At 67.2% G+C, this 23,329-nt stretch carries 17 protein-coding genes; 11 read left to right on the top strand and 6 right to left on the bottom strand.

The features are described 5' to 3' along the window. Nucleotides 1-627 precede the first annotated feature (627 nt). Nucleotides 628-1,470, top strand: a complete 843-nt coding sequence (locus tag HNQ66_RS17065; protein ID WP_184145382.1) for a GIY-YIG nuclease family protein — start codon at nt 628-630, stop codon at nt 1,468-1,470. 323 nt (nt 1,471-1,793) lie between these two features. On the opposite strand, the gene hutC is transcribed toward HNQ66_RS17065, so the two are convergent. After that, complete coding sequence (hutC, locus tag HNQ66_RS17060; protein ID WP_184145473.1) at nt 1,794-2,543, bottom strand: histidine utilization transcriptional repressor HutC; 750 nt, start codon at nt 2,541-2,543, stop codon at nt 1,794-1,796. Nucleotides 2,544-2,629: 86 nt separating this feature from the next. Next, nucleotides 2,630-3,976, bottom strand: a complete 1,347-nt coding sequence (locus tag HNQ66_RS17055; RefSeq protein ID WP_184145381.1) for a formimidoylglutamate deiminase — start codon at nt 3,974-3,976, stop codon at nt 2,630-2,632. 105 nt (nt 3,977-4,081) lie between these two features. On the opposite strand from HNQ66_RS17055, the gene hutI reads away from it, so the two are divergent. The 9 genes from hutI to HNQ66_RS17010 all read left to right on the top strand — a co-directional run bounded on the left by hutI (nt 4,082) and on the right by HNQ66_RS17010 (nt 14,493). Next, nucleotides 4,082-5,305: an imidazolonepropionase gene (gene hutI / locus HNQ66_RS17050; RefSeq protein WP_184145380.1), complete on the top strand. Its 1,224-nt coding sequence runs from the start codon at nt 4,082-4,084 to the stop codon at nt 5,303-5,305. A gap of 40 nt (nt 5,306-5,345) precedes the next feature. Then, nucleotides 5,346-6,881, top strand: a complete 1,536-nt coding sequence (gene hutH, locus HNQ66_RS17045; protein ID WP_184145379.1) for a histidine ammonia-lyase — start codon at nt 5,346-5,348, stop codon at nt 6,879-6,881. A 199-nt stretch (nt 6,882-7,080) separates the two neighbouring features. Continuing rightward, nucleotides 7,081-7,884, top strand: a complete 804-nt coding sequence (hutG, locus tag HNQ66_RS17040) for an N-formylglutamate deformylase (protein WP_184145378.1) — start codon at nt 7,081-7,083, stop codon at nt 7,882-7,884. Between the two features lie 16 nt (nt 7,885-7,900). Next, nucleotides 7,901-9,577: a urocanate hydratase gene (gene hutU / locus HNQ66_RS17035; protein ID WP_184145377.1), complete on the top strand. Its 1,677-nt coding sequence runs from the start codon at nt 7,901-7,903 to the stop codon at nt 9,575-9,577. Continuing rightward, nucleotides 9,577-10,155, top strand: a complete 579-nt coding sequence (locus HNQ66_RS17030) for a HutD/Ves family protein (RefSeq protein ID WP_184145376.1) — start codon at nt 9,577-9,579, stop codon at nt 10,153-10,155. The genes hutU and HNQ66_RS17030 overlap by 1 nt, the downstream gene beginning before the upstream one ends. A gap of 83 nt (nt 10,156-10,238) precedes the next feature. Next, nucleotides 10,239-11,225 carry an aldo/keto reductase gene (locus tag HNQ66_RS17025; protein WP_184145375.1) on the top strand — a complete coding sequence of 329 codons (987 nt, stop codon included), beginning with the start codon at nt 10,239-10,241 and terminating at the stop codon, nt 11,223-11,225. Between the two features lie 122 nt (nt 11,226-11,347). After that, on the top strand, nt 11,348-12,124 hold the full coding sequence (locus HNQ66_RS17020) for an ABC transporter substrate-binding protein (RefSeq protein WP_184145374.1): 777 nt from the start codon (nt 11,348-11,350) through the stop codon (nt 12,122-12,124). Nucleotides 12,125-12,331: 207 nt separating this feature from the next. Then, the gene (locus tag HNQ66_RS17015; RefSeq protein ID WP_184145373.1) at nt 12,332-13,288 is read left to right on the top strand and encodes a LysR family transcriptional regulator; all 957 of its coding nucleotides are present in this window, start codon (nt 12,332-12,334) and stop codon (nt 13,286-13,288) included. Nucleotides 13,289-13,368: 80 nt separating this feature from the next. Further along, complete coding sequence (locus HNQ66_RS17010) at nt 13,369-14,493, top strand: NAD(P)/FAD-dependent oxidoreductase (RefSeq protein WP_184145372.1); 1,125 nt, start codon at nt 13,369-13,371, stop codon at nt 14,491-14,493. A 36-nt stretch (nt 14,494-14,529) separates the two neighbouring features. Here the strand turns inward: HNQ66_RS17010 and secD are convergent, their stop codons facing one another. From secD to HNQ66_RS16990, 4 genes are all read right to left on the bottom strand, one after another. After that, on the bottom strand, nt 14,530-17,058 hold the full coding sequence (gene secD / locus HNQ66_RS17005) for a protein translocase subunit SecD (RefSeq protein ID WP_184145371.1): 2,529 nt from the start codon (nt 17,056-17,058) through the stop codon (nt 14,530-14,532). 102 nt (nt 17,059-17,160) lie between these two features. Beyond that, nucleotides 17,161-17,577, bottom strand: coding sequence for a hypothetical protein (locus HNQ66_RS17000; RefSeq protein WP_184145370.1), 417 nt, complete (start codon nt 17,575-17,577; stop codon nt 17,161-17,163). Nucleotides 17,578-17,701: 124 nt separating this feature from the next. Then, nucleotides 17,702-21,160, bottom strand: coding sequence for an ATP-binding protein (locus tag HNQ66_RS16995; RefSeq protein ID WP_184145369.1), 3,459 nt, complete (start codon nt 21,158-21,160; stop codon nt 17,702-17,704). A gap of 1 nt (nt 21,161) precedes the next feature. Beyond that, the gene (locus tag HNQ66_RS16990) at nt 21,162-22,454 is read right to left on the bottom strand and encodes a metallophosphoesterase family protein (RefSeq protein ID WP_184145368.1); all 1,293 of its coding nucleotides are present in this window, start codon (nt 22,452-22,454) and stop codon (nt 21,162-21,164) included. 217 nt (nt 22,455-22,671) lie between these two features. Between HNQ66_RS16990 and HNQ66_RS16985 the strand changes: the two genes are divergently transcribed. Further along, nucleotides 22,672-23,166, top strand: a complete 495-nt coding sequence (locus tag HNQ66_RS16985; protein WP_184145472.1) for a MarR family transcriptional regulator — start codon at nt 22,672-22,674, stop codon at nt 23,164-23,166. The last annotated feature ends 163 nt before the right edge of the window (nt 23,167-23,329 follow it).

Raw genomic sequence — 23,329 nt, 5'->3', positions numbered from 1 at the left:
AAGGCCGTGGGGCCGTGTTGTGCGGTTTACTACCTCCCCGATCACCAGAGATCGAAGGGCAATTCGCGGGGACGTACCGCGCCTACCGCCCTTCTGTGTGGGGCGTATCATTGAAACCGAACGCATCAGCTATGACGGCGGCGACATACTCGCAAGCATCCGTATCCGCTCGCCCAATTCCTTTCATACAGTCAGCATTGCGGACCTGCATATTAGCCGCTGGCTTACTGGCAGGGTCACACGGCGCTTATGCTGCCTGCGGGCTTGACGGCATTCCAGAAGAATTTCGCCCACTCGACCTGTCAGAAGGCAGTACGAACAGCTTAGGCCAACCTGTAATCGGCGGCGAAGCAGCAAGTACAGACGTACAGCGCCCATGGGGGGAAGTGGCTGCACGAAGAGATTTAAATACCCCCTCGTAAAAATTTCTGGTTTTCTCCAGCGCGCCCATCCACAGCCAGCCTGCAATCCAGTCGCCCACTGGACAGGCGGCGCCGTGAGTTTCTTGTCGTACCATGTCCGTAGTCTAAGATGCTGTGGACAGCGAACATGTTGGCATGACTATCGAGTGGGCCAGTTATCAGCCCCAATGTAGAAGACTTGTAGGGTGGGCTCGAAGGGCGGGATATGAGTTTTGTATTTGAAGGGCTTCGGACGGAAGCGCAGTCTTTTCTCAAGTCGACCAACGGTCGTTTCTATGTATACCTCCTATGCCGTCAAGATGGTCGCCCGTTCTACATTGGAAAGGGAACTAATTTCCGCGCCTTGGACCATGAAGCTGAGGCGAGGAGGAATCACCCCATAGGAGAAAGCAATCCGTTCAAGTGTAACGTCATCAGGAAAATCTTGCGCGACGGCGGTGACGTCATCTATCGTATTGAGAAGTTATACGACCAGTACGAACAGCAGCAATGCTTAGAGAGAGAAGCTGAGCTTATTCATCAGTACAAGCGTCTGCACGAAGGTGGATGTTTGACGAACCTAGCTGGCGGTTTAGGAAATCTGTCTGGTGCAGCACCCTTCAGCCTCGAACGTCATGCTGCTACTCTTTCGGGAGAACCACTAGATAACCCTGAACGAGCAGTCTTAAACAAGTTCCTGCTGAGCATCGGCCCTGTTGCCAGCATACCCATAAAGCCTCTCAGCCAGATAAAACGGATACTGCCTTCGTCTCCACATCCTAGCCCGCGATCACCAACCGTTAGATGTGCTTATGCTTTGATCGCCAGCGCATCAGCCGAAGGCCTCCAACTCGTAGACGGGGTGAGGCTGTCTCGTACGTTTACCTATGGAGGCGTAAGAGCTGTCATCGAGAATGGGGTCTCAAGGGATATCCTGAAGGCGGGAATGGCTCATCTTGTTAGTGCTGATGCCCCTGTAGATGAAAAATATCAGTTATCGGCAGCACATATCAGCTTACTTGCATCGTTAGCAGGAGAAAGCAATCTCATTGAGCGGGGGCTGCTCTAGCCTCTGTCCAGAAGCTCGCAACCACGTAGGCTTTCTACACTTTGCAAAGCCGGGTGTCTTAGCTGTTCCTATTGTGTGCTTCGTCAGCCTGTGTCATGAGGAGGCACAAAAGGGAGACATCGTGTCTCCCTCGCCGCTAGCCGGGTTCAAGTAATTCAAGGCTTTAAGCGGATGGTGGACGCTCTCTCATCGCCCACCATTTTCCCCTTGTTTCCATCCGGTTACACCAATCTGCCGCAAGGCTGCGCTGGTCGATGCGCGTCCTCTCGTTGTGACGGACGCAACCTGCCTCCGTCTTTTTTTCTACAGTCCAAAAAGAATGCCTACCGCGGGTGGGTCGGGGCGAATTCGGCGACGAGTTCGTGCTTTTCGCCGGGATAGGTCAGGCGGACGTGGGTGATGTAGAGGCCGCCGCTCCAGGTGCGGCGCTCGACCACGAGGCAGGGCGTACCGGGGGGGATGGCGAGGAGCGCGGCGGCGCGGGGATCGGCGCCGACGGCGCGGATGCGGTGCTCGGCGGCGCTCCAGGGCACGCGGCTGATGAGCCAGGGGCCGGGGGCGACGGTATCGAAGGTTTCCCCGGCCGTCTCGGGCACGGCGGCGAGGTTGATGATGCGCTCTTCCAGGCAGAAGGGCTGGACGCCGGCGAAATGCAGGGCCGTGATGTCGGTGAGGCGCGTCGGCTCCGGCAGGTCGAGCAGGCGGCGGTCGGCGGCTTTCGCTGCCCTGTCCGTGCGGCTGCGGCGCTCGTAACGGTACGGCAGGCCGAGCGATTCGACCTCCAGGCGGATATCGTGGATCTCCAGCACGGCGGATTGCGCGTGCGGATGGGTGACGTAGCTGCCGGACTTGCGGCGGCGCTCGATGAGGCCGCGCTTGACGAGCTCGGTGATCGCCTTGTTCACCGTCATGCGCGAGCATTGGTATTGCTCGGTCAATTCGTGCTCGAAGGGGATGCGGTGGCCGGGCGGCCATTCGCCCGAGAGGATTTTCCCCTCCACATCGTCGAGGATGCGGCGGTGCAGCGACGGCTCCTTGCCGTCGGCCTGGGGCTTGTCCTCTTCGGGGGAAATGGAAATGGCCGCCTCCGCGCGTGTGCCGGGCGGGAATCGCCCGGCTCCTTGTCTTAGGAAAGGCCGCAACGCCTTTCAATGGAAAGTCAGGCGTCGGCGAGCGCCCGCATCGTCTCGGCAAAGCGCCGGCCGACCGCCTCGCGCGCGACATGGCGGCCGCCCTCGACCTGCCTGCGCCCGTTCACCCAGACGCAATCGACCGTCGCGCCGTTGGCAAAGATCCAGCCGTCGAGCAGGCCGTCGCCGGCAAGCGCCAGGCCGTGGCGCGGCGCAAGGCTGACGAAATCGGCGGCGTTGCCGGCGGCAAGGCCCGACGGCGCACCGAGCGCGGCGGCCCCGCCGGCAAGCGCCCCGTCGAAGAGCGCGCGGCCCGTCGAACCGCCGGGGGCGGCCAGCACATTGCGGGCACGGTGGGCGAGGCGCTGCGAATATTCGTATTGGCGCAACTCGTCCGGCAGGCCGATCAGCACGTTGGAATCCGACCCCACACCGAATCGGCCGCCGGCGGCAAGGAAATCGGCGCCTGCGAAGATGCCGTCGCCGAGATTGGCCTCCGTCACAGGGCAGAGGCCGGCAATCGCGCCGGCCTTCGCCATGCCGGCGGTCTCGGCCCCGGTCATGTGCGTGGCGTGGATGAAGCACCAGCGCGAATCGACGGCCTGATTGTCGAGCAGCCATTCCACGGGGCGTCGGCCGGACCAGGCGATGCTGTCCTCCACCTCCTTCACCTGCTCGGCGATGTGGATATGCACCGGCCTGTCGCCGGCCATGGCGACGACGGCGGAAAGCTCCTGCGGCGTGACGGCGCGCAGGCTGTGCGGGGCGACGCCGGTGACGCCTTCCGGCAGGCCGTCGGTGAGCGCGCGGCAGCGCTCCAGCAGGCGCGCATAGGACTCGGGATCGTTGATGAAGCGGCGCTGCCCCTCGCCCGGCGCCGTGCCGCCGAAGCCGGCATGGGCGTAGAAGACCGGCAGCAGCGTGAGCGCGATGCCGGTCGTGGAGGCCGCGGCGGCGATGCGCGCGGCCATCTCGGCGATATCGTCGTAATGCCCGCCATCCTTGTCATGATGCAGGTAGTGGAACTCGCCCACGCGGGTGAAGCCGGCCTCCAGCATCTCGACATAGAGTTGGGCGGCGACGGCCTCGACGTCGTCCGGCGTCATGGAGAGCGCGAAGCGGTACATGACGTTGCGCCAGCTCCAGAAACTGTCGCTGCCCGGCCCGCGCGTCTCGGCAAGGCCGGCCATACCGCGCTGGAAGGCGTGGCTGTGCAGGTTCGGCATGCCGGCGAAGAGGGTGTCGTGGCGCTCGTCGGCGGCTTCAGGGGCGGCGTCCGTCTCGACCGCGCTTATGCGGCCCGCCTCGACATGCAGCCGCACATCGTTCGCCCAGCCGCCCGAAAGCAGCGCCTGCCTTGCATGAATGACGGCCATCGTCCCCTCCTTCGCGGTACACTTGAACGCGGCCTCAAATTGGCCCTTGCGTGTTGCGTCATTATGTATATACATTATATCCATCACAGGGAAGAGGCAATCGTGATGACGACACCGGAAAAGGATACGCCCCGCGTCTGGCGCAATGCGCGCCTCGCCACGCTCAACGAAAGCCTTCCGGGGCTCGGCATTGTCGAGGCCGGCGCCATCGCCGTCGAGGACGGGCGCATCGCCTTCGCCGGCCCGGAAGCCGAGCTTCCCGCAGCCTTTGCCGGCGCCGAAAGCATCGACTGCGAGGGCCGCTGGATCACACCGGGCCTCATCGATTGCCACACCCATCTCGTCCATGCCGGCAACCGCGCCCATGAATTCGAGCTTCGCCTTGCCGGCGCCTCCTATGAGGAGATCGCGCGGGCGGGCGGCGGCATCGTCTCCTCCGTCAAGGCGCTGCGCGCGGCAAGCGAGGACGACCTGGTGCGCCAGACGCTTCCCCGTGTGGATGCGCTGATCGCCGAGGGCGTGACGACGCTGGAGATCAAGTCCGGCTACGGGCTCGACACCGAGAACGAGCTGAAGTCGCTGCGCGCGGCCCGCCGCATCGCCGAGGCGCGCGACGTCACCGTGCGCACCACCTTCCTCGGCGCCCATGCGCTGCCGGCGGAAATGAACGGCGACAAGGCCGCCTATATCGAGAAGGTCGTCGGCGAGATGCTGCCGGCCATCGCCGCCGAGGGGCTGGCGGACGCCGTCGACGGCTTCTGCGAGGGCATCGCCTTCTCGACGGATGAAATGGCGAAGGTCTTCGATGCCGCGAAAAGCCATGGCCTGCCGGTCAAGCTCCACGCCGACCAGCTCTCCAACCTGCATGGCGCGGCGCTTGCCGCGCGTTACGGCGCGCTTTCGGCCGATCACCTCGAATATACCGACGATGCGGGCGCGGCCGCCATGGCGAAGGCCGGCACCGTCGCCGTCATCCTGCCGGGTGCCTTCTATTTCATCCGCGAGACGAAGAAGCCGCCGGTCGAGCTCTTCCGCAAGCACGGCGTGAAGATGGCGGTCGCGACCGACGCCAATCCCGGCACCTCGCCGCTCACGTCCCTCCTCCTCACCATGAACATGGCCGCGACCCTCTTCGGCATGACCGTTACGGAGTGCATCGCCGGCGTGACGCGCGAGGCCGCCCGCGCGCTCGGCCTCGTCGACGAGGTGGGAACGCTGGAAGCCGGGAAATGGGCCGATTTCGTCCTCTGGGACATCGGCCGGCCGGCGGAGCTGGTCTACCGCATGGGCTTCAACCCCATGCACGCCCGCATCCGCAGCGGACAGTAATTCGATCAATGGCAGCCGGGAGCTGCCGCGGGAGTGAACCATGACAATCACGCTTCATCCGGGCTCCGTGCCCCTCAAGACCCTCGAAACCATCTACCGCACCGGCGAAGCCGCCCGGCTCGACGCGTCCTTCGACGCGGGCATCGAGAAGGCCGCCGCGCGCATCGCCGAGATCGCCAGCGGCGACGTGCCGGTCTACGGCATCAACACAGGCTTCGGCAAACTCGCCTCCATCAAGATCGCGCCCGCCGATGTCGCCACGCTCCAGCGCAACCTGATCCTCTCCCATTGCTGCGGCGTCGGCAAACCGCTCGGCGAGAACATCGTGCGCCTCGTCATGGCGCTAAAACTCATCTCGCTCGGCCGCGGCGCCTCCGGCGTGCGGCTGGAGGTCGTGCGCCTCATCGAGGCCATGCAGGAAAAGGGCGTCGTCCCGGTCATCCCGGAACAGGGTTCCGTCGGCGCCTCCGGCGACCTTGCCCCCCTCGCCCACATGACGGCGGTGATGATCGGCGAAGGCGAGGCCTTCTATGCCGGCGAACGCCTGCCGGGCGGCGCGGCGCTCGCCAAGGCCGGCCTGAAGCCGGTCGTGCTGGCCGCCAAGGAGGGCCTTGCCCTCATCAACGGCACGCAGGTCTCCACGGCGCTGGCGCTCACCGGCCTCTTCCGCGCCCACCGCGCCGCGCAGGCCGCGCTCGTCACCGGCGCGCTCTCGACGGATGCCGCCATGGGCTCCTCCGCGCCGTTCCATCCCGATATCCACACGCTGCGCGGCCACAAGGGCCAGATCGACGCGGCCGCCGCATTGCGCGCGCTGCTCGCCGGCTCCGTCATCCGCGAAAGCCACATTACCGGCGACGAGCGCGTGCAGGACCCCTATTGCATCCGCTGCCAGCCGCAGGTGGACGGCGCCTGCCTCGATCTCCTGCGCTCTGCCGCCCGCACGCTGGAAATCGAAGCGAATGCAGTGACGGACAACCCGCTGGTGCTTTCCGACGACACGGTGGTCTCCGGCGGCAACTTCCATGCGGAGCCCGTCGCCTTTGCCGCCGACCAGATCGCGATTGCGGTCTGCGAGATCGGCGCCATCGCGCAGCGGCGCATCGCGCTGCTGGTCGATCCCGCCCTTTCCTTCGGCCTGCCGGCCTTCCTCGCCAAGAAGCCGGGCCTCAATTCCGGCCTGATGATCGCGGAAGTCACCTCCGCCGCGCTGATGAGCGAAAACAAGCAGATGGCGCATCCGGCCTCGGTCGATTCGACGCCGACCTCGGCCAACCAGGAAGACCACGTCTCCATGGCCTGCCACGGCGCCCGCCGCCTCCTGCGCATGACGGAGAACCTTGCCGCCATCGTCGGCATCGAGGCGCTGACGGCAGCGCAGGGCATCGAGTTCCGCGCCCCGCTCGTGACCAGCCCGGAACTGCAGAAGGTCGTTGCGGCGCTGCGCACCGTCGTGCCGACGCTGGAGGAAGACCGCTACATGGCCCCCGACCTTGCGGCCGCCGGCACCTTCATCTCCTCCGGCGCCCTCGCCGCCTCCGTCTCCAAGGGCATCCTGCCGGTGCTGGAGGTATAGGGATGGGTACGTTTAGCGTGATACCCCCCTCTGGCCTGCCGGCCATCTCCCCCACAAGGGGGGAGATTGGATGGAGGGCCGTTTCGCCCAATTCGACCGTCGCGGTCGAGCAATGCCCCCACGCCTTGCCGATCTCCCCCCTTGTGGGGGAGATGGCCGGCAGGCCAGAGGGGGGTGAGCGTCACCCGGAGGCCATCCGATGAGCACCGTCTTCGAAACCCACCAGGGCACCTCGCCCGTCATCCTCGCCTTTCCGCATACCGGCACGGAGGTTCCGGCCGATATATGGGAGCGGCTGAACGACAACGGCCGCATCCTCGCGGACACCGACTGGCACATCGAGCGCCTCTATGACGGCCTCCTGCCGGACGCGACGACGGTGCGCGCCACCTTCCACCGCTACGTGATCGACGCCAACCGCGACCCGGCCGGCGTCAGCCTCTATCCGGGGCAGAACACGACGGGCCTCGTGCCGGAGACGGATTTCGACGGCAAGGCGATCTGGAAGGACGGCGCTGCGCCGACCGAAGCGGATATCGCCCATCGGCTCGCCAATTTCCATGCGCCCTACCATGCGGCCCTTGCCGCCGAGATCGAGCGCGTGAAGGCGATCCACGGCGTCGCCATCCTCTACGATTGCCATTCGATCCGCTCGCTGATCCCCTTCCTCTTCGAGGGGCGGCTGCCGGATTTCAACGTCGGCACCGACATGGGCCGCACCTGCGCCAAGGAGATCGAGGCGGCGACCGTCGACGTCTGCGCCAAGGCCGAAGGCTATACGAGCGTGCTCAACGGTCGCTTCAAGGGCGGCTGGACGACGCGCCATTACGGCAGGCCGGAAACCGGCGTCCACGCCATCCAGATGGAGCTTGCCCAGCGCAGCCATCTTGCAAGCGAGGCCCCGCCCTTCGCCTATGACGAGGAGAAGGCCGCAAAGCTCCGCGTCCACCTGAAAGACATCCTCACCCACATCGAGGCGCTCGCCTCCACCCTCAATCGCTGATCCGGGAGAACCAGCCATGACCGACAATCCCCGCCACAACATCCGAGACGTGCGCGCCGCCACCGGCACCGAGCGCACCGCCAAGAGCTGGATGACCGAAGCGCCGCTGCGCATGCTGATGAACAACCTCGACCCGGACGTCGCGGAAAACCCGCACGAGCTGGTCGTCTACGGCGGTATCGGCCGCGCCGCCCGCACCTGGGCGGATTTCGACACGATCGTCGCCTCGCTGCGCGATCTGGAAGAAAACGAGACGCTCGTCGTGCAGTCCGGCAAGCCGGTCGGCATCTTCCGCACGCACAAGGATGCCCCGCGCGTCCTCATCGCCAATTCCAACCTCGTGCCGCACTGGGCGAACTGGGACCACTTCAACGAGCTCGACAAGAAGGGCCTTGCCATGTACGGCCAGATGACGGCCGGCTCGTGGATCTATATCGGCAGCCAGGGCATCGTGCAGGGCACCTACGAGACCTTCGTGGAAGCCGGCCGCCAGCATTACAACGGCAGCCTCAAGAGCAAGTGGATCCTCACCGGCGGCCTTGGCGGCATGGGCGGCGCCCAGCCGCTCGCCGCCGTCATGGCCGGCGCCTCCTGCCTTGCCGTCGAGTGCAACCCCGATTCCATCGATTTCCGCCTGCGCACCCGCTATGTCGACGAGAAGGCGGAGACACTGGACGAAGCCATGGAGATGATCGACCGCTGGACGAAGGCGGGCGAGGCCAAATCGGTCGCCCTCCTCGGCAATGCGGCCGAGATCCTGCCCGAAATGGTCCGCCGCGGCATCCGCCCGGACATCGTCACCGACCAGACCTCCGCGCACGACCCGATCAACGGCTACCTGCCGAAGGGCTGGACCATGGCCGAATGGCGGGCAAAGCGCGAAAGCGACCCGAAGGCCGTGGAAAAGGCCGCCCGCGCCTCCATGCGCGACCATGTCGAGGCGATGCTCGCCTTCCACCATGCCGGCATCCCGACGCTCGACTACGGCAACAACATCCGCCAGGTCGCCAAAGACGAAGGCCTGGAAAACGCCTTCGACTTCCCCGGCTTCGTGCCGGCCTATATCCGCCCGCTGTTCTGCCGCGGCATCGGCCCGTTCCGCTGGGCGGCCCTCTCCGGCGACCCGGAGGATATCTACAAGACCGACGCCAAGGTGAAGGAGCTGCTGCCCGACAACACGCACCTGCACAACTGGCTCGACATGGCACGCGAGCGCATCTCCTTCCAGGGCCTGCCGGCGCGCATCTGCTGGGTCGGCCTCGGCGACCGCCACCGCCTCGGCCTCGCCTTCAACGAGATGGTCAGGAACGGCGAACTGAAGGCGCCGATCGTCATCGGCCGCGACCACCTCGATTCGGGCTCGGTCGCCTCGCCGAACCGCGAGACGGAAGCCATGAAGGACGGCTCGGACGCCGTTTCCGACTGGCCGCTCCTGAACGCCCTCCTCAACACCGCCTCGGGCGCCACCTGGGTGTCGCTCCACCACGGCGGCGGCGTCGGCATGGGCTTCTCGCAGCATTCGGGCATGGTCATCTGCTGCGACGGCTCGGATGACGCCGCCGAGCGCATCGGCCGCGTTTTGTGGAACGACCCGGCGACCGGCGTCATGCGCCATGCCGATGCCGGCTACGACATCGCCATCGACTGCGCCAAGGAAAAGGGCCTGCGCCTGCCGGCCATCCTCGGCAACTAATGGCGAGGCTCCTGCCCAACGCCGACCATCGCCGCATGCCGTGGAAGAACGGCGGCGGCGAGACGGTCGAGGTGATCGTCCATCCGGAAGGCGCGAGCCTTTCGGATTTCGGCTGGCGCGTCAGCATGGCGAGCGTGGCGAGCGACGGCCCCTTCTCCGTCTTCCCCGGCATCGACCGCACGCTGGCGGTGCTTTCGGGCGACGGCATGGCGCTTTCCATCGAAGGGCTCGGCGACAGGCTGCTGACGCCGCAGTCCGCGCCGCTCGCCTTCCCCGCCGATGCGCCCACCACGGCGCGCCTTACCGGCGGGCCGATCACCGACCTCAACGTGATGACGCGGCGCGGTGCCTTCCGGCACACGCTCACGCATCATGTCGCGTCGGCATCGACGGCCCTTCCGGCATCGTCCGGCGAGCGCCTGCTTCTGGCGCTCGCACCGCTCGGCGTTTCGACGGGCGACGGCCTCATCGGCCTCCAGCCGCTCGATGCGCTCGTGCTCGCCGGCGCGGAAGCGGCGGAGGTGGTGCCGGCCGGCGACAGTGCCGCCTTCTATCTCGTTGAAATCATGCCGGCCTGACCGGAAGATCGCGCGATTTCCTTGTCCGCCTCCCGGCGGAATGCTACCTCCCGGCACATCGATTTTTGCCGGGAGACATTTTCATGAGACATCGCACATTCGGCCGCACGGGCTTCACCACCACCGACATCGGCTTCGGCGCCTGGCAGATCGGCGGCGCCTGGGGCGATGTGAGCGAGGCCGACGGCCGCGCCGCCCTCAACGCCGCGCTCGATGCCGGCATGACCTTCATCGACACGGCGGACGTCTACGGCGACGGCCGCTCGGAAAAGATCATCGCCGACGTTCTCAAGGACCGCGGCGGCGCGCGCCCGATGGTCGCCACCAAGGCCGGCCGCCGCCTTTCGCCCCATGTCGCCGACGGCTACACCAAGGAAAACCTCGAAGGCTTCATCGACCGGAGCCTGAAGAACCTCGGCGTCGAGCGGCTCGACCTCGTGCAGCTCCATTGCCCGCCGACCGAGGTGTTCTATCGCCCCGAGGTCTTCGCAGCGCTGGAGGAGATCAAGGCCGCCGGCAAGATCGCCAATTACGGCGTCAGCGTCGAGAAGGTCGAGGAGGCGCTGAAGGCGATCGAATATCCCGGCGTCGTTAGCGTGCAGATCATCTACAACCTCTTCCGCCAGCGCCCGGCGCGGCTCTTCTTCCAGGAAGCTGCCCGCCGCAACGTCGCGATCATCGCCCGCGTGCCGCTGGCAAGCGGGCTCCTCTCCGGCAAGATTTCGCGCGAGACCGCCTTTGCCGCCGACGACCACCGCAACTTCAACCGCAACGGCGAGGCCTTCGACGTCGGCGAGACCTTTGCGGGCGTGCCCTTCGAGGCGGGCCTTCAGGCGGTCGAAGAGATCCGCGCGCTGGTGCCGGCGGGCGAGAGCATGGCCGCCTTCGCGCTCCGCTGGATCCTGATGGCGGACGCCGTCAGCGTCGTCATTCCCGGCGCGCGCAACGCCGCGCAGGCGAAGGCCAATGCCGCGGCCGCAAGCCTCCCGCCCATCCCGCAGGACGTGATGGACGCGACGCGGGAGATCTACGAACGCCTCGTCGCACCGCACGTCCACCAGCGCTGGTAGCAGCCGGAAAACCGGGCCGGCGCATCAACCGGAATGATAGCGAACATCATGGCTATCTATTTCGTTTATGCGCTGCCCCGCGCTACCGTTCCCCATCGTCCAAAGACAACAGGGGAACCACCATGAAAAGAATGCTTCTGGCACTGGCGCTCGCCGGCTCCACGCTGCTTGCCGCCAACGCCTCCGCCGAGACGCTGAAGATCGGCACGGAAGGCGCCTATCCGCCCTTCAACTACCAGGATTCGGCCGGCAAGCTCGGCGGCTTCGACGTCGAGATCGGCCTTGCGCTCTGCGAGAAGATGAAGGTCGAGTGCGAGGTGGTCGCGCAGGACTGGGACGGCATCATTCCCGGCCTCATCGCCAAGAAATACGACATGATCATCGCCTCGATGTTCATCACCGAGGAGCGCAAGAAGCAGGTCGCCTTCACCGATCCCTATTATCTCGCCGCCATGACCCATGCCGCCGCGAAGAATTCCGGCATCACCGACTTCACCAACGAAGGCATGAAGGGCAAGGCCATCGGCGCCCAGTCCGGCACCACGCAGGCCGACTATGTCGCCGCCGTCTACCCGGATGCCGACATCAAGCTCTATCCGACACAGGACGAGGTCAACCTCGACATGGCGAACGGCCGTCTCGACCTTCAGGTCGGCGACATGATCCCGCTGCTCGACTGGGTCACCAAGAACGACGACGGCAAGGCCTGCTGCGAGCTGATCGGCCAGCCGATCACCGACCCGAAGTTCGTCGGCGAAGGCGTCGGCATAGCCGTGCGTCAGGACGACAACGACTTGCGCGAAAAGCTCAACGCCGCCCTGAAGGCCATCCGCGAGGACGGCACCTACCAGAAGATCAACGACAAGTATTTCTCCATCGATATCTATACGATGAAGTGAGGTGCGGGAGGCTAATGCCCCTCATCCGCCTGCCGGCACCTTCTCCCCGCAAGCGGGGAGAAGGAAGCATGAGGCCCTGTTTTCCCTTTGCAGGAAGCGGGCGCGACAACCTCCTTCTCCCCGCTTGCGGGGAGAAGGTCGCGGCAGCGGGATGAGGGGCGGCTTCCACCCCTTGCCATTCCCCGCCCTGCCGTCATAGCTAGGCCCATGCCGCTCAACCGTCTCGAACGCTTCGCCCACAATCTCGACTGGAACCTGCTGCGCACCTTCGTGGTCGTGGTGGAGGAAGGCTCGATCACGCGGGCGGCGAGCCGGCTCCTGTTGCAGCAGCCGGCCGTCAGCATGGCGCTGAAGCGGCTGGAGCAATCGGTCGGCCACCGGCTGATCGACCGCAGCCCCGGCCGTTTCGAACTCACCGAGGCCGGCGTGCGGCTGCATGCGCTCTGCCGCGACATCTTCACCTCCATCGTGCGCCTGCCGGAAGCGATGGAGACCTCCGGCGAGGAGATCGCCGGCCATATCGCCATCCACACCGTCAGCCATGCCATGAACCCGGCCTGGGACCGGGCGATCGCCGATTTCTTCAAGCTCTATCCGCGCGTGACGGTCGGCGTCACCGTCGAGACCACCACGGACGTCATCCGCTCGGTGGAGCGGGGCGTCGCCACGCTCGGCCTTTCGGACGGCATCATTCCCGAGGCGCTGGAAAAGGCGCCCTTCTGCTACGAGCGCTATGCGCTGTACTGTGGGCGTAGCCACCGCCTGTTCGGCGCGGCGGATGCACGGCTGGAGGACCTGAGGGGCGAGCCCTATGTAAGTTTCCTCGCCGACGTACTGGGCGGGCCCCATATGGGGCCGGTGACGGCCGTACGCGCCATCGGCTCCTTCGGCCAGCAGGTGCGCGCGCTCGCCTTCAACGTGGAGGAGGTGCTGCGGCTCGTCATCGCCAATGCGGGCATCGGCATGCTGCCCGTCCATCTCGCAGGCCGGGCGCTCGCGGCCGGCGAACTTTGGCAATTGCCGCCCTATGCCGACCTGCCGGTGACGGAGACCTTCCGCATTTCCAATCCCGGCGCGACGCTGAACCCCGCCGAGCGCGCCTTCCTCGCCCATGTCGCGGGTGTTTCCGCATGGCGATGGGGCGACGAGCATCAATCCGGCTGATAGCCACCTTCATCCCTATAAATTTGAAGAATGGCCGCCGCTCCCTTACCCCTGTGGCGAAACGACAGGCGGAGACGACCATGCAGACTTTCGACATCGCGATCATCGGCGGCGGCATTGCCGGCCTGTCGCTGGCCTATTTCCTGAGCCCGCACCGCTCCGTCGTCGTTCTGGAGCAGGAAGGCGCGCTCGGCTATCACAGCACGGGCCGGTCGGCCGCCGAGTTCACGCTGCGCGACAACGCCCCCGCCGTCAACGCGCTCGCCCGCGCCAGCCACGCCTTCATGACCGCGCCGCCGGAAGGCTTTTGCGAGGTGCCTCTGCTCATCCCACGCGGCAGCGTCGTCTTCGGCGCTGCGGAAAAGGCGGCCTTGGTGCAGGCCCGCTTCGAGGAGGCGAAGGCGCTCGGCGCGGCCGTCGAATGGCTCGACGAGACCGCCCTCCTCGCCCGCACGCCAATCATGAACCCCGCCTATGTCGCCGCCGCCTATTTCGACCCGGATTATTGGGACATCGAGGTCGACGCGCTCCTGCAATCCTACGCCCGCCACGCCCGCCGCCACGGCACGCAGGTCCTCGAGAAGCGCGAATTTTCCGGCGCCCGGCGCGTCGGCGGCAAATGGCTGGTCGAGACGAACGAGGAGACGCTTGTCGCCGGCATGCTGGTGAATGCGGCCGGTGGCTGGGCCGATACGGTCGCCGCCCGCGCCGGCGTCGCCCCTGTCGGCATCGTGCCGCACCGGCGCACCGCCGTCACGGTCGACCTTCCGGAGGGCGTCGAGGCAAGCCGCCTGCCGGAGATGAACGAGATCGAGGACACGTTCTATTTCAAGCCGGAGGGCGGACGCCTGCTTGCCTCCCCCGCTGACGAGACGCCGTGCGAGCCCGCCGACGTGCAGCCGGAAGAACTGGATGTCGCCTATGCCGCCCACTACATCGAGGAGGCGACGACCCTCAGCGTGCGCCGCGTCTTCAGGAGCTGGGCCGGCATGCGCAGCTTCTCGCCGGACCGCCTGCCGGTCGTGGGCTTTGCGAAGGACGAGCCGTCCTTCTTCTGGCTCGCCGGCCAGGGCGGCTACGGCATCCTCACCTCGCCCGCCCTCGGCAGCCTTGCCGGCAGCCTCCTCGCCGGCGCTCCGGTGCCCGAACCGCTTGCCCGCGAGGGCGTGGAGGCGGCGGCCTTCAGCCCGGCGCGCTTCTCCTGAAACGAAACGGGCGCCTCAAGGGCGCCCGTTCTGCATTCAAGCCTCCGCCGCCGGCGCGTCGGCCGTGCGCGTCGCGCTGCGATCCTTCCAGTAACGGCTGAGGAAGAGCAGGATCGGGCCGCCGATATAGATCGACGACGTCGTCGCCACGACGACGCCGAAGAGCATCGGCCAGGCGAAGGGCTTGACCGTGTCGCCGCCCCAGATCGCCATCGGCAGCAGCGAGGCCGCGACGGCGAGCGAGGTGAAGATGCATCGCATGATCACCTGGTTGATCGACAGGTCGATGAGGTCGGAGAACGGCATCGTCTTGTACTTGCGCAGGTTCTCGCGCATGCGGTCGTAGACCACTACCTTGTCGTTCACGGAATAGCCGATCAGCGTCAGCACGGCGGCGATGGCCGTCAGGTTGAAGTCGATCTGCATCAGCGAGAAGAAGCCGATCATCTTGGTGATGTCCAGCACCAGCGTGACGATGGCGCCCACGGCGAAGTGCCATTCGAAGCGCCACCAGATGTAGATCAGGATCGCCAGCATGCCGAGGCCGACGGCAAGGAAGCCGGAGCGGGCAAGCTCGGTGCTGACCGTCGGGCCGACCACTTCCGTGCGCTCGAAGCTGGCGTCCGGGATCACTTCGGCAACGCCGTTGCGGATTTCCTGGAGCGCGGCGGTCTGCACCGCTTCGCCGCCCGGCTGACGCTGGACGCGCACGAGGACGGACGTGCCCTGGCCGAATTCCTGCAGCGCCACTTCGCCGAGGTTCAGGTCCTCCATCTTCTTGCGCAGCACGGCAAGGTCGATCGGCGCCTTGGAGGTCGCCTCCACCTGGATGCCGCCGACGAAGTCGATGCCGTAGTTGAGGCCCGGCGTGAAGAACAGGACGATCGAGCTGGTCGAGATGATCGCAGACGTCGCGATCGCGATATAGCGCCCGCGCATGAAGGAGAAGCTCGGGATGCTCCAGACCTGGCCGAAGATCGAATGGATGTTGATCTTCTTCATCTTGCTGCGGATGACCACTTCGCGCATCAGCAGGCGCACGAAGGTGATCGAGGTGAACATGGAGATGGCAAGGCCGATGATCATGGTGATGGCGAAGCCGCGCACCGGACCCGAGCCGAACATGAAGAGCAGGATCATGCCCACCATGGTGGTCATGTTGCCGTCGACGATGGTGGCGTAGGCCTTGTTGAAGCCGACATCGAGCGCTTTCATGGCCCCCGCCCCGCCCGCCGTCTCTTCACGGATACGGGCGTTGATGAGGATGTTGGCGTCCACGGCCATGCCGATGCCGAGGATGATGCCGGCGATGCCGGGCAGCGTCAGCGTCGAGCCGAGAAGGCCGAGCAGGCCGATGGTCAGGATCGTGTGCAGCACGAGGCCGAGATTGGCGATGAGGCCCCAGGAGCCGTAGAGCACCTGCATCATCACGACGACGGCGGCAAGGCCGGCAAGACCCGTATAGAGGCCCATGCGGATCGAGTCCGAACCGAGGTTCGGGCCGACGGTGCGCTCCTCGATGATGGTGAGCGGGGCCGGCAGGGCGCCCGAGCGCAGCAGCGCCGAAAGGACGGTCGCTTCCTGCGGGTTGAAGTTGCCCGAGATCTGGCCCTGGCCGCCGAGGATCGGCTCGCGGATGACCGGCGCCGTCAACACCTTGCCGTCGAGGACGATGGCGAAGGGCTTGCCGACATTGGCCTGGGTGACTTCCGCGAACTGGCGCGCGCCGGTGGAATCGAAGGTGAACGAGACGATCGGCTCGTTCGTGCGCTGGTCGAAGCCTGCCTTGGCGTCGGCAAGGCGGTCGCCGGAGATCGCGACGCGCTCCTCGACCGCATACTTCCGGCCGTCGTTGGCGCCGGGCAGGATCAGCACGCCGCGCGGGGCGACGCCGTTCGGATCGACGCTCTGGTCGACCATGTGGAAGCTCATCTGCGCGGTCGAGCCGAGCAGCTGGCGAAGGCGCGTCGGGTCCTGGAGGCCCGGAAGCTGGACGAGGATGCGGTCGCCGCCGACGCGCTGGATGAGCGGTTCGGCAACGCCGACCTGGTCGACGCGGCGGCGGATGATCTCGAGGCTCTGCTCGACGGCGGCCGACATGCGCTCGTTGATGCCGGCTTCCGTCAGCGTCACGTTGATGACGGTGCCGCTCGTGGCGACGTCGATATCGGCCGAGCCGCCGCCGAAGCCGAGCGCGGAGGCAGGCGCGGCAAGCTTGCGCACTTCCGGCAGCACCTTGTCGAGCGCGTCCTGGTCGGGCAGCGTGATCGTCAGCGTGGCGCCGTTGAGGCGGGCGGCCGAGGCCCGCTCGCCGGCCTTGCGCAGGATGGCGCGGGCGTCGTTGAGGAGCGTATCCATGCGCGCCTTGCGCAGCGCGGCGGAATCCACCTCGAGGACGAGGTGCGAGCCGCCCTTCAGGTCGAGGCCGAGGGTGACGGGGTTGGCGGGCAGGTAGCGCCCGAATTTCGCCTGCTGCTCAGACGTCAGCACGTTGGGCACGGCCGCGAGCATCCCGAAAAGGATGATGACGGCGTAGACCATCAGGGCCCACTTGGAGGTTTTCATTGGGTGTTCCACTTCAACTGCCGGAACGGCGCGCCCTCAGGCCGACGCCGTCCGCTGGGATCGGAATGTCATCGAATGGCGCGCAACCGGCGCCACGGAGCCTCAACCGGCAAGGGCCGGAGGCGCACGGCTTCTGAAGAACGCGGTGGCTGCACGCGCCGGGGCCGCATCGTCGGCAAGGACGAAGACCAGCAAAGCCGCCGTCTCGAAGGGATAGGCAAGGAAGCCCGTGCCGGGCAGGAGAGCCTTGCCGCCGGCATTGCCGCTTTCAAGGCCGGCCTTCGCCTTGGCCGTCCGCCGCTCGGCATGGCCGCTCGCCGGGAACCAGAGATCGTCGCCGGAAGGCGAAAGCGGCGACGGCGCGACGCCCCCTTCCGCGGCGGCACGCTGCGGATGGCCTGCGGTGCGTGCACTGTCGGGCAGGGAGAACTGCGAGAGGAAGAGGGTGAAAAGCAGCACGAGGAAGCCGGCAGGCGCAAGACCCCGCTCCCACATCGTCGCCTCTTTCCCGGTCCTCATGTTCATGCCTGTCCGTTCATCGAAGGCGGAAGGTCGCGCGAAGCAGGCTTCGCACGGCGCAGATGGTGCGCCAAGAACCATTTACCGCCGGGCGAGTCAAGTTCCGCGCCCGGCGGGGCGTCCGTTACAGCTCGTGGACCGTGACGTCCGGGCAGGCTTCCCGCGCCAGATCGCGCAGGTGCCGGTGGTGCGTGAGGTAGATCACCTGCCCGCCCCTTGCCATCTCGCCCATGACGCGCAGGGCATTGAGCGCGCGCCCGTCGTCGAAGGTCTCCATGATGTCGTCGGCGATGAAGGGCACGGTCTCGCGGGTTTCGGCGATCTCATGGTAGCCCGCCACGCGCAGCGCGAGATAGAGCTGGAAGCGCGTGCCCTTGGAAAGGTCCTTCGCGAGCTTCGAGGCGCCTGAGGCGGCATTGGCGACGAGGAACTCGCCGTCCTTCTCCAGCACCGTCGAAAGGCCCGCATATTCCCCGCCCGTGATGGCGCGGAAGGTGTGCGAGGCGCGCTCCATCATCCGGCTGCGGTGGCGCTCGCGGTAGAGCCGCAGCGCCTGCTCGGCCGCAAGGATGCCGGCGCGCGTGGCAAGGTAGCGCCGCGAACGCTCGGCAAGATCGACGAGCGCCGTGCGCCGCCGCTCCTCCAGCGCCGCCGCCGCATCGCTGCCGGCGATCTTCGACAGGGCCTCGTCGGCGCGGGCCTTTGCAAGGTGCTGCTCCTCCACCGCGCGGTCGAGATCGTCGAGCCGTGCGGCAAGATCGGCCCGCTCGCCCGCAAGCTGGTCCTCGTCGACCGCCGACAGGGCGGCCTCCGCCTCCTCGGCGGTTTCCAGGCGCATCTGCCGGGCAAGGTCGCGCGCCGCCTCGCCGATGCGGTCGAGAAGATCGTCGCGCCGGCGATAGGATTCCAGGAGGATTTCCGCCTCTGCGAGGCTGGCGCAGCCGAGGACGGCGAAAATCTCCGAAAGCCGCGCGGCAAGCGCCGCCCGGCGCTCCTCCAGCGTGCGGGCCTCCTCGCCGAGCCGCGCCAGCGCCTTGTCGAGCGCCGCGCGCCGGTCGTGCACCGCTTTCGCCGCGGCGAGCCGGCGGTTAAGGCTCGCAACCGCGGCAAGGGGGTCCGCCGCGTCGAACGCCTCGCCGAGCCGGCCGGCGAGCCGCTGCGCATGGCCGGTATAATCCTCCTGGTCGCGCCGCATGGCGGCGATGCGGTGCTCCAGTTCGCGGTGCCGCTCGACGGTGCGGGCGAGCGCCTGCAGGGCGGGCAGAAGGGCGGCAAGGCGCTCCGGATCGCCCGGCGCCCGGTCCGTTGTGAGCCATGTGCCGGCGATGTCCCGCTGCCATGCCGCCTGCCATGCGGAAAGGGCGTCCGCCGCCTCCCCTGCCGCCTTGCCGCGCGCTTCGGCATCGGCTGTGGCACGGGTGTGGCGCTCGGCGGCGGCAAGGCGGCGCGCTTCCGCCGCCTTCAGCGCCTCCAGGCGATCCTCCGCAAGGAAGACGGCTTCCTCGAACGTGGTTCCGGCGGGAAAATCCGTCCCGAGCAGGCCGGCAAGCCGCAGGAGCGTCGCCCTGGCCTCCTCCTCGACCACATCGGCCTCCGTGCCGCACCGGGCAAGATCGGCGGCCATGGCGAGCGCGGCCGAACGGCGCTCGATCCAGCCCGCCGTTTCCGGCAGGGGCGTCTCCGCCGGCAGGCCGCAGCGGCGGGCGATGGCGGCGATCTCCGCATCCGTCTCCGTTCGCGCCGCCTCAAGCCGTTCCGTCTCGCCGGCCAGCGCCGCAAGACGCGCCGCGCCTTCCGCCACGCTGCGCTCCAGCAGGCGGATTTCGGAGAGGCGGTCGGCGCTGCGCAGGCGCGCATCCGTCACCCGGTCGTCCTCCCGCATCGCCGCCTCGAAGGCGGCGGCGGTCTGGCGGTCGAGACGGGCGAGATGCGCCTGCCACGCCTCCTCGCGCCCGGCGCGCAGGCGGCCCGCCTGCTCCTCGCCCGCAGCGCCCGTTACCGCCTGCAGCGCGTCGAGCCTTGCCTTGGCGCCGGCACTTTCGAGCGTCAGGGCGGCGACCTGCTCCTGCTGGCGGCGAAGGGCGTCTTCCGCCGCCTCGCGCCGCTTGCGCAGGCTTTCAAGTTCCGAAGACGACGGCACCGGCAGGGCCGCGAGCGCCGCCGCCGTGCCGGACCACGGTGCAAGCCCCGCCATCGCCGCCTCGGCCTCCTGCCGGCCAAGGGCGAGAAGACGACGCGCTTCGCGCAGGCGTGCGGGAAGATCGCTGGAGCGAGCGGCGCGCAGCGCGGCGCCGAGCGCCACTTGCTGCGCCTCATCGCCCTCCGCGCCGCAATCCTGCGCCGCGCGCGCGGCCTCCAGCGCCTTTTCCGCCTCGGCCCGCTCGCGAAGGGCGGCCTCGGCGCGCTCGGCAAGCGCGGCGCGGCGGGAAAGCTGCGCGGTGAGTTTTTCACCGAGGCCGGGCGGCAGCAGGATTTCCGCCGGATCCGTCTCCGGCGGAAGGCCGAGCGCGGCGATCTCCGCCCGAAGCGTTGCGGCAAGCCGGTCACGCTCGCCCTCGCGCGCGGCAAGGTCCATCGCGGCGGTGCGGAAGCGGGCTTCCAGCGCGGAGCCGGCAAGGGCCGCGATATCGGCCTCGGCCTCCAGCACCGCGGCATCCTCGGATAGGCCCGCACGTTCCTCGGCGGAACGGTCGCGCTCGGCAGCCACGCCCTCGGTCCGAGCGGCAATCTCCGCCTCCTCGCGGGCAAGCTCGCCCAGAAGGGTGCGCCAGCCGGGCGGCGGGGAATCGCCGAGGTCGAAGGCGCCGAGCTCGGCCCTGAGGCTGCGCAGGCGGCGAAGGGCGGGCAGCGCCTCAAGGCTGCGCTCGGCCTGCCCCAGCGCGGCGCGTGCCTCGGCCCGTTCGGCGCTCGCCTCCGCATGGCGCCGGGCGGCCTCGTCGCGCTCGCGCACGAGAAGACCGTAGTCGCGGGCAGCGACGTCGAGCGCCTTGCGCTCGGCCGCCAGCGCCTCGATCTCGATTTTCAGCGTGGAGAGCCCGTGCTTGCGGCCGGCGGGCCGGTAGAAATCGTCCGCCTCCGCCTTCAGCGCGGCAAGGCCGGAGGCCATGTCGGAAAGGCCGGAGCTTGCCGAGAACAGCATGGCGCCAAGCTCGCCCTCGCTCTTCAGGATATCCTCGCCGCCCTTCTCGATGCTCTCGTCGTCGAGCGAGAACATGGTGCGGTAGGCGCTGCGGTCCATGCCGCCGAGGACGGAGGCGAAGAGCGTATCGGGCAGCGGCCGGTCGTCGGCGGAAACAAGCGTTCCCTGGTTGCGCTTGAGCCGGTACGCCTCCACGGCGTCCGCGCCGATGGAAAGCCGCCCGCCGACGCGCATCAGCGCATAAGGATGCAGGAAACCGTAGGCGCTCGTCTTCTCGATGCCGAAGAGGAGGTCGAGATAGGCGGAAAAGAGCGTCGACTTGCCGGCCTCGTTCGGGCCGTGCACGAGATGGAAATCCGGCTTGCCCGGCCGGGGCACGCCGAAATCGAGGCTGCGCTCGGTGAACTTGCCGTAGCGGACGAGGTCGAGCCGGTCGAGGCGCATGTCAGGCCCCTTCCCGCTCGCCGCCGAGGCGGGCGAGCACTGTATCGGCCCCCTCGCGGGCAAGCTCGGCGATCAGCCCCTCCTCCGCCACCTCGTCCGGCACGAGAAGGTGACGCGCCTCCTTCGGCAATTGCCGCAGGAGATCGGCGAGCGTTTCGCGCAGCTCCTCGCGATAGGCATGACTGAGGGTGACGTCCGCGTGCATCAGGCGGGAAAGCTCGGAGAGCGGCCCGGCATCGCTCCCTTCGGCGACCGGCGGGGCGGTGACGGCAAGCTCCACCGCCTCGATCCAGCCGGAGCCGAGCGAGGCGGCGATATTCTGCAATTCGGCGAGCAGCAGGTCCTCATCGCGGCGCAGGCGCCAGGCGAGCGGCGTCGCGCCCGCCAGCGTCAGGCGCGCGACGAGATGGGCGCCGCCGGTCGCGACGAGATGGGCGCCGCCGGTCGCGGCGAGCGCGGCGGCAAGCACCGCCTCGGCCCGCTCCTGCATGCCGCGCCAGTCGTCGACGCCGGCAAGGTCCACCGACAGCCGCTCGAAGACGGCGACGGCGACCGGGCGCTCCTCGCAGGCGATCGTGCCGTCCTCCTCCACGGTGACGAGCGTGACGCCCTTCGGCCCGCTTTCGTTGATGTCGCGCCCCTGCGGGTTGCCGGGCATGACGATCCACGGCTTTTCCAGATGCACGCGGCGCTGGTGGATATGGCCGAGCGCCCAATAGTCGAAGCCGTGCGCGGCGAGGTCGGCGATGCTGACGGGCGCGTAAGGATCGTGGCGGCTTGCGCCGGCAAGGCTGGTGTGGAGCAGGCCGATATTGACCGCATCGGCCACCGGCGCGCGGAAGGACGGCAGCAACGAGGCCGGCGCGTGCGGGTTGGCGAAGCTGATGCCGTGGACATGGACCTCGCGCCCGTTCGCCAGCGCCCCCGCCCGCACCGGCCTTCCCCGTCCGTCGAAGACATGCACGTTCGGCGGGAAGGTGAGCTCGCGGGTGATCTGCGACTGCGCATCGTGATTGCCGCGGATGAGATAGACGCGGATGCCCGCCGCCTCCAGCCGCCGCATCTCGGCCATCAGGAAGAGCGCCGTCGCCATGGAGGTCTGCGAGCCGTCGTAGAGATCGCCGGCGATCACGAGCGCGTCGACCGCCTCGGCGAGCGCGATGTCGACGATGCGCTCCAGCGCCGTGCGGGTCGCCCCGCGCACCAGGTCGCCGAGGTCGGCATTGCGGAGGGCCAGGGAGGTGAGCGGCGAATCGAGGTGCAGGTCGGCCGTGTGGATGAAGCGGAAAGGCATGGCCGGACAATCGCCCCGACGCCCCGAAGGGTCAATGCCCGCAGGCCGAAGAGCCGGGTTATGCAGGGTGAAATCATGCCCCCGGAAAAAACCTTCCGGGAAGGCGGAAATAACGGCCGGGCGGCTTTACGATGATCGTTCAATATCTATGATCAAATTCATCGAAAAACGTTACGATCCTTTGACATGGTCCCTCATAATACCTATATTCCACCTCATGAGTAGCACGATAGAAATCTCCCAGGGCATGTTCAAGCTCTACCATCAGGTCAGCCGCCTGGTGAACGAGTGCATGATGGACGAAGGTGTGTCGCTCGCCCGCAGCAAGTTCCTGCTTCTTCTGGAATGTCAGGGCCCGCAACGGTCGACGGATATCGCCTGCGCTCTTGGTTTCGCACCCCGCACGGTGACGGAAGCGATCGACGGTCTCGAGCGTGACAAGCTGGTCAAGCGCGAGCCCGACCCGAAGGACCGCCGTGCCAAGATCGTCTCGATCACGGATATGGGCCGGACCGTCATTTCGGCCGCCCAGCAGCCGCAGCACAAGACGATCGAGGCGATCTTCGCCGTCCTCACCGAGGAACAGAAGCAGCAGCTCAAGGAAATCATCCGCTGTCTCAGCGAGAAGACCGAGGCGCTGCAACGGGAAAGAGACAAGAACGCGGGCGCTGCCGACATGGCACCGATCCGTTCATTGGAAGCCGTCGACTGACAGCCCCGACGGAAAGACGAACTGGAAAGGCCGGGATCGCAGGATCCCGGCCTTTTGTGTTCTTTGGCCGCCCCTCATCCGGCCTGCCGGCCACCTTTGTAACTTCCCTTTGCCCGGGATTGGCGCTGTATTGCCGATTGCGGTGGCGGATGAGAGACCGCAG

The sequence above is a fragment of the Shinella fusca genome (genome assembly GCF_014203155.1).
GTDB classification, from domain to species: domain Bacteria; phylum Pseudomonadota; class Alphaproteobacteria; order Rhizobiales; family Rhizobiaceae; genus Shinella; species Shinella fusca.
This window is presented reverse-complemented; position numbering and strand designations above follow the sequence as displayed.

Coding starts and splice junctions, on each gene's coding strand:
- HNQ66_RS17030 (WP_184145376.1), top strand. CDS start 9,577: ATGGCGAGGCTCCTGCCCAACGCCGACCATCGCCGCATGCCGTGGAAG.
- HNQ66_RS17015 (WP_184145373.1), top strand. CDS start 12,332: ATGCCGCTCAACCGTCTCGAACGCTTCGCCCACAATCTCGACTGGAAC.
- HNQ66_RS17020 (WP_184145374.1), top strand. CDS start 11,348: ATGAAAAGAATGCTTCTGGCACTGGCGCTCGCCGGCTCCACGCTGCTT.
- HNQ66_RS17010 (WP_184145372.1), top strand. CDS start 13,369: ATGCAGACTTTCGACATCGCGATCATCGGCGGCGGCATTGCCGGCCTG.
- hutH (WP_184145379.1), top strand. CDS start 5,346: ATGACAATCACGCTTCATCCGGGCTCCGTGCCCCTCAAGACCCTCGAA.
- HNQ66_RS17065 (WP_184145382.1), top strand. CDS start 628: ATGAGTTTTGTATTTGAAGGGCTTCGGACGGAAGCGCAGTCTTTTCTC.
- hutG (WP_184145378.1), top strand. CDS start 7,081: ATGAGCACCGTCTTCGAAACCCACCAGGGCACCTCGCCCGTCATCCTC.
- hutU (WP_184145377.1), top strand. CDS start 7,901: ATGACCGACAATCCCCGCCACAACATCCGAGACGTGCGCGCCGCCACC.
- HNQ66_RS17000 (WP_184145370.1), bottom strand. CDS start 17,577: ATGAGGACCGGGAAAGAGGCGACGATGTGGGAGCGGGGTCTTGCGCCT.
- HNQ66_RS16990 (WP_184145368.1), bottom strand. CDS start 22,454: ATGCCTTTCCGCTTCATCCACACGGCCGACCTGCACCTCGATTCGCCG.
- HNQ66_RS16995 (WP_184145369.1), bottom strand. CDS start 21,160: ATGCGCCTCGACCGGCTCGACCTCGTCCGCTACGGCAAGTTCACCGAG.
- HNQ66_RS17055 (WP_184145381.1), bottom strand. CDS start 3,976: ATGGCCGTCATTCATGCAAGGCAGGCGCTGCTTTCGGGCGGCTGGGCG.
- hutI (WP_184145380.1), top strand. CDS start 4,082: ATGACGACACCGGAAAAGGATACGCCCCGCGTCTGGCGCAATGCGCGC.
- HNQ66_RS16985 (WP_184145472.1), top strand. CDS start 22,672: ATGAGTAGCACGATAGAAATCTCCCAGGGCATGTTCAAGCTCTACCAT.
- secD (WP_184145371.1), bottom strand. CDS start 17,058: ATGAAAACCTCCAAGTGGGCCCTGATGGTCTACGCCGTCATCATCCTT.
- HNQ66_RS17025 (WP_184145375.1), top strand. CDS start 10,239: ATGAGACATCGCACATTCGGCCGCACGGGCTTCACCACCACCGACATC.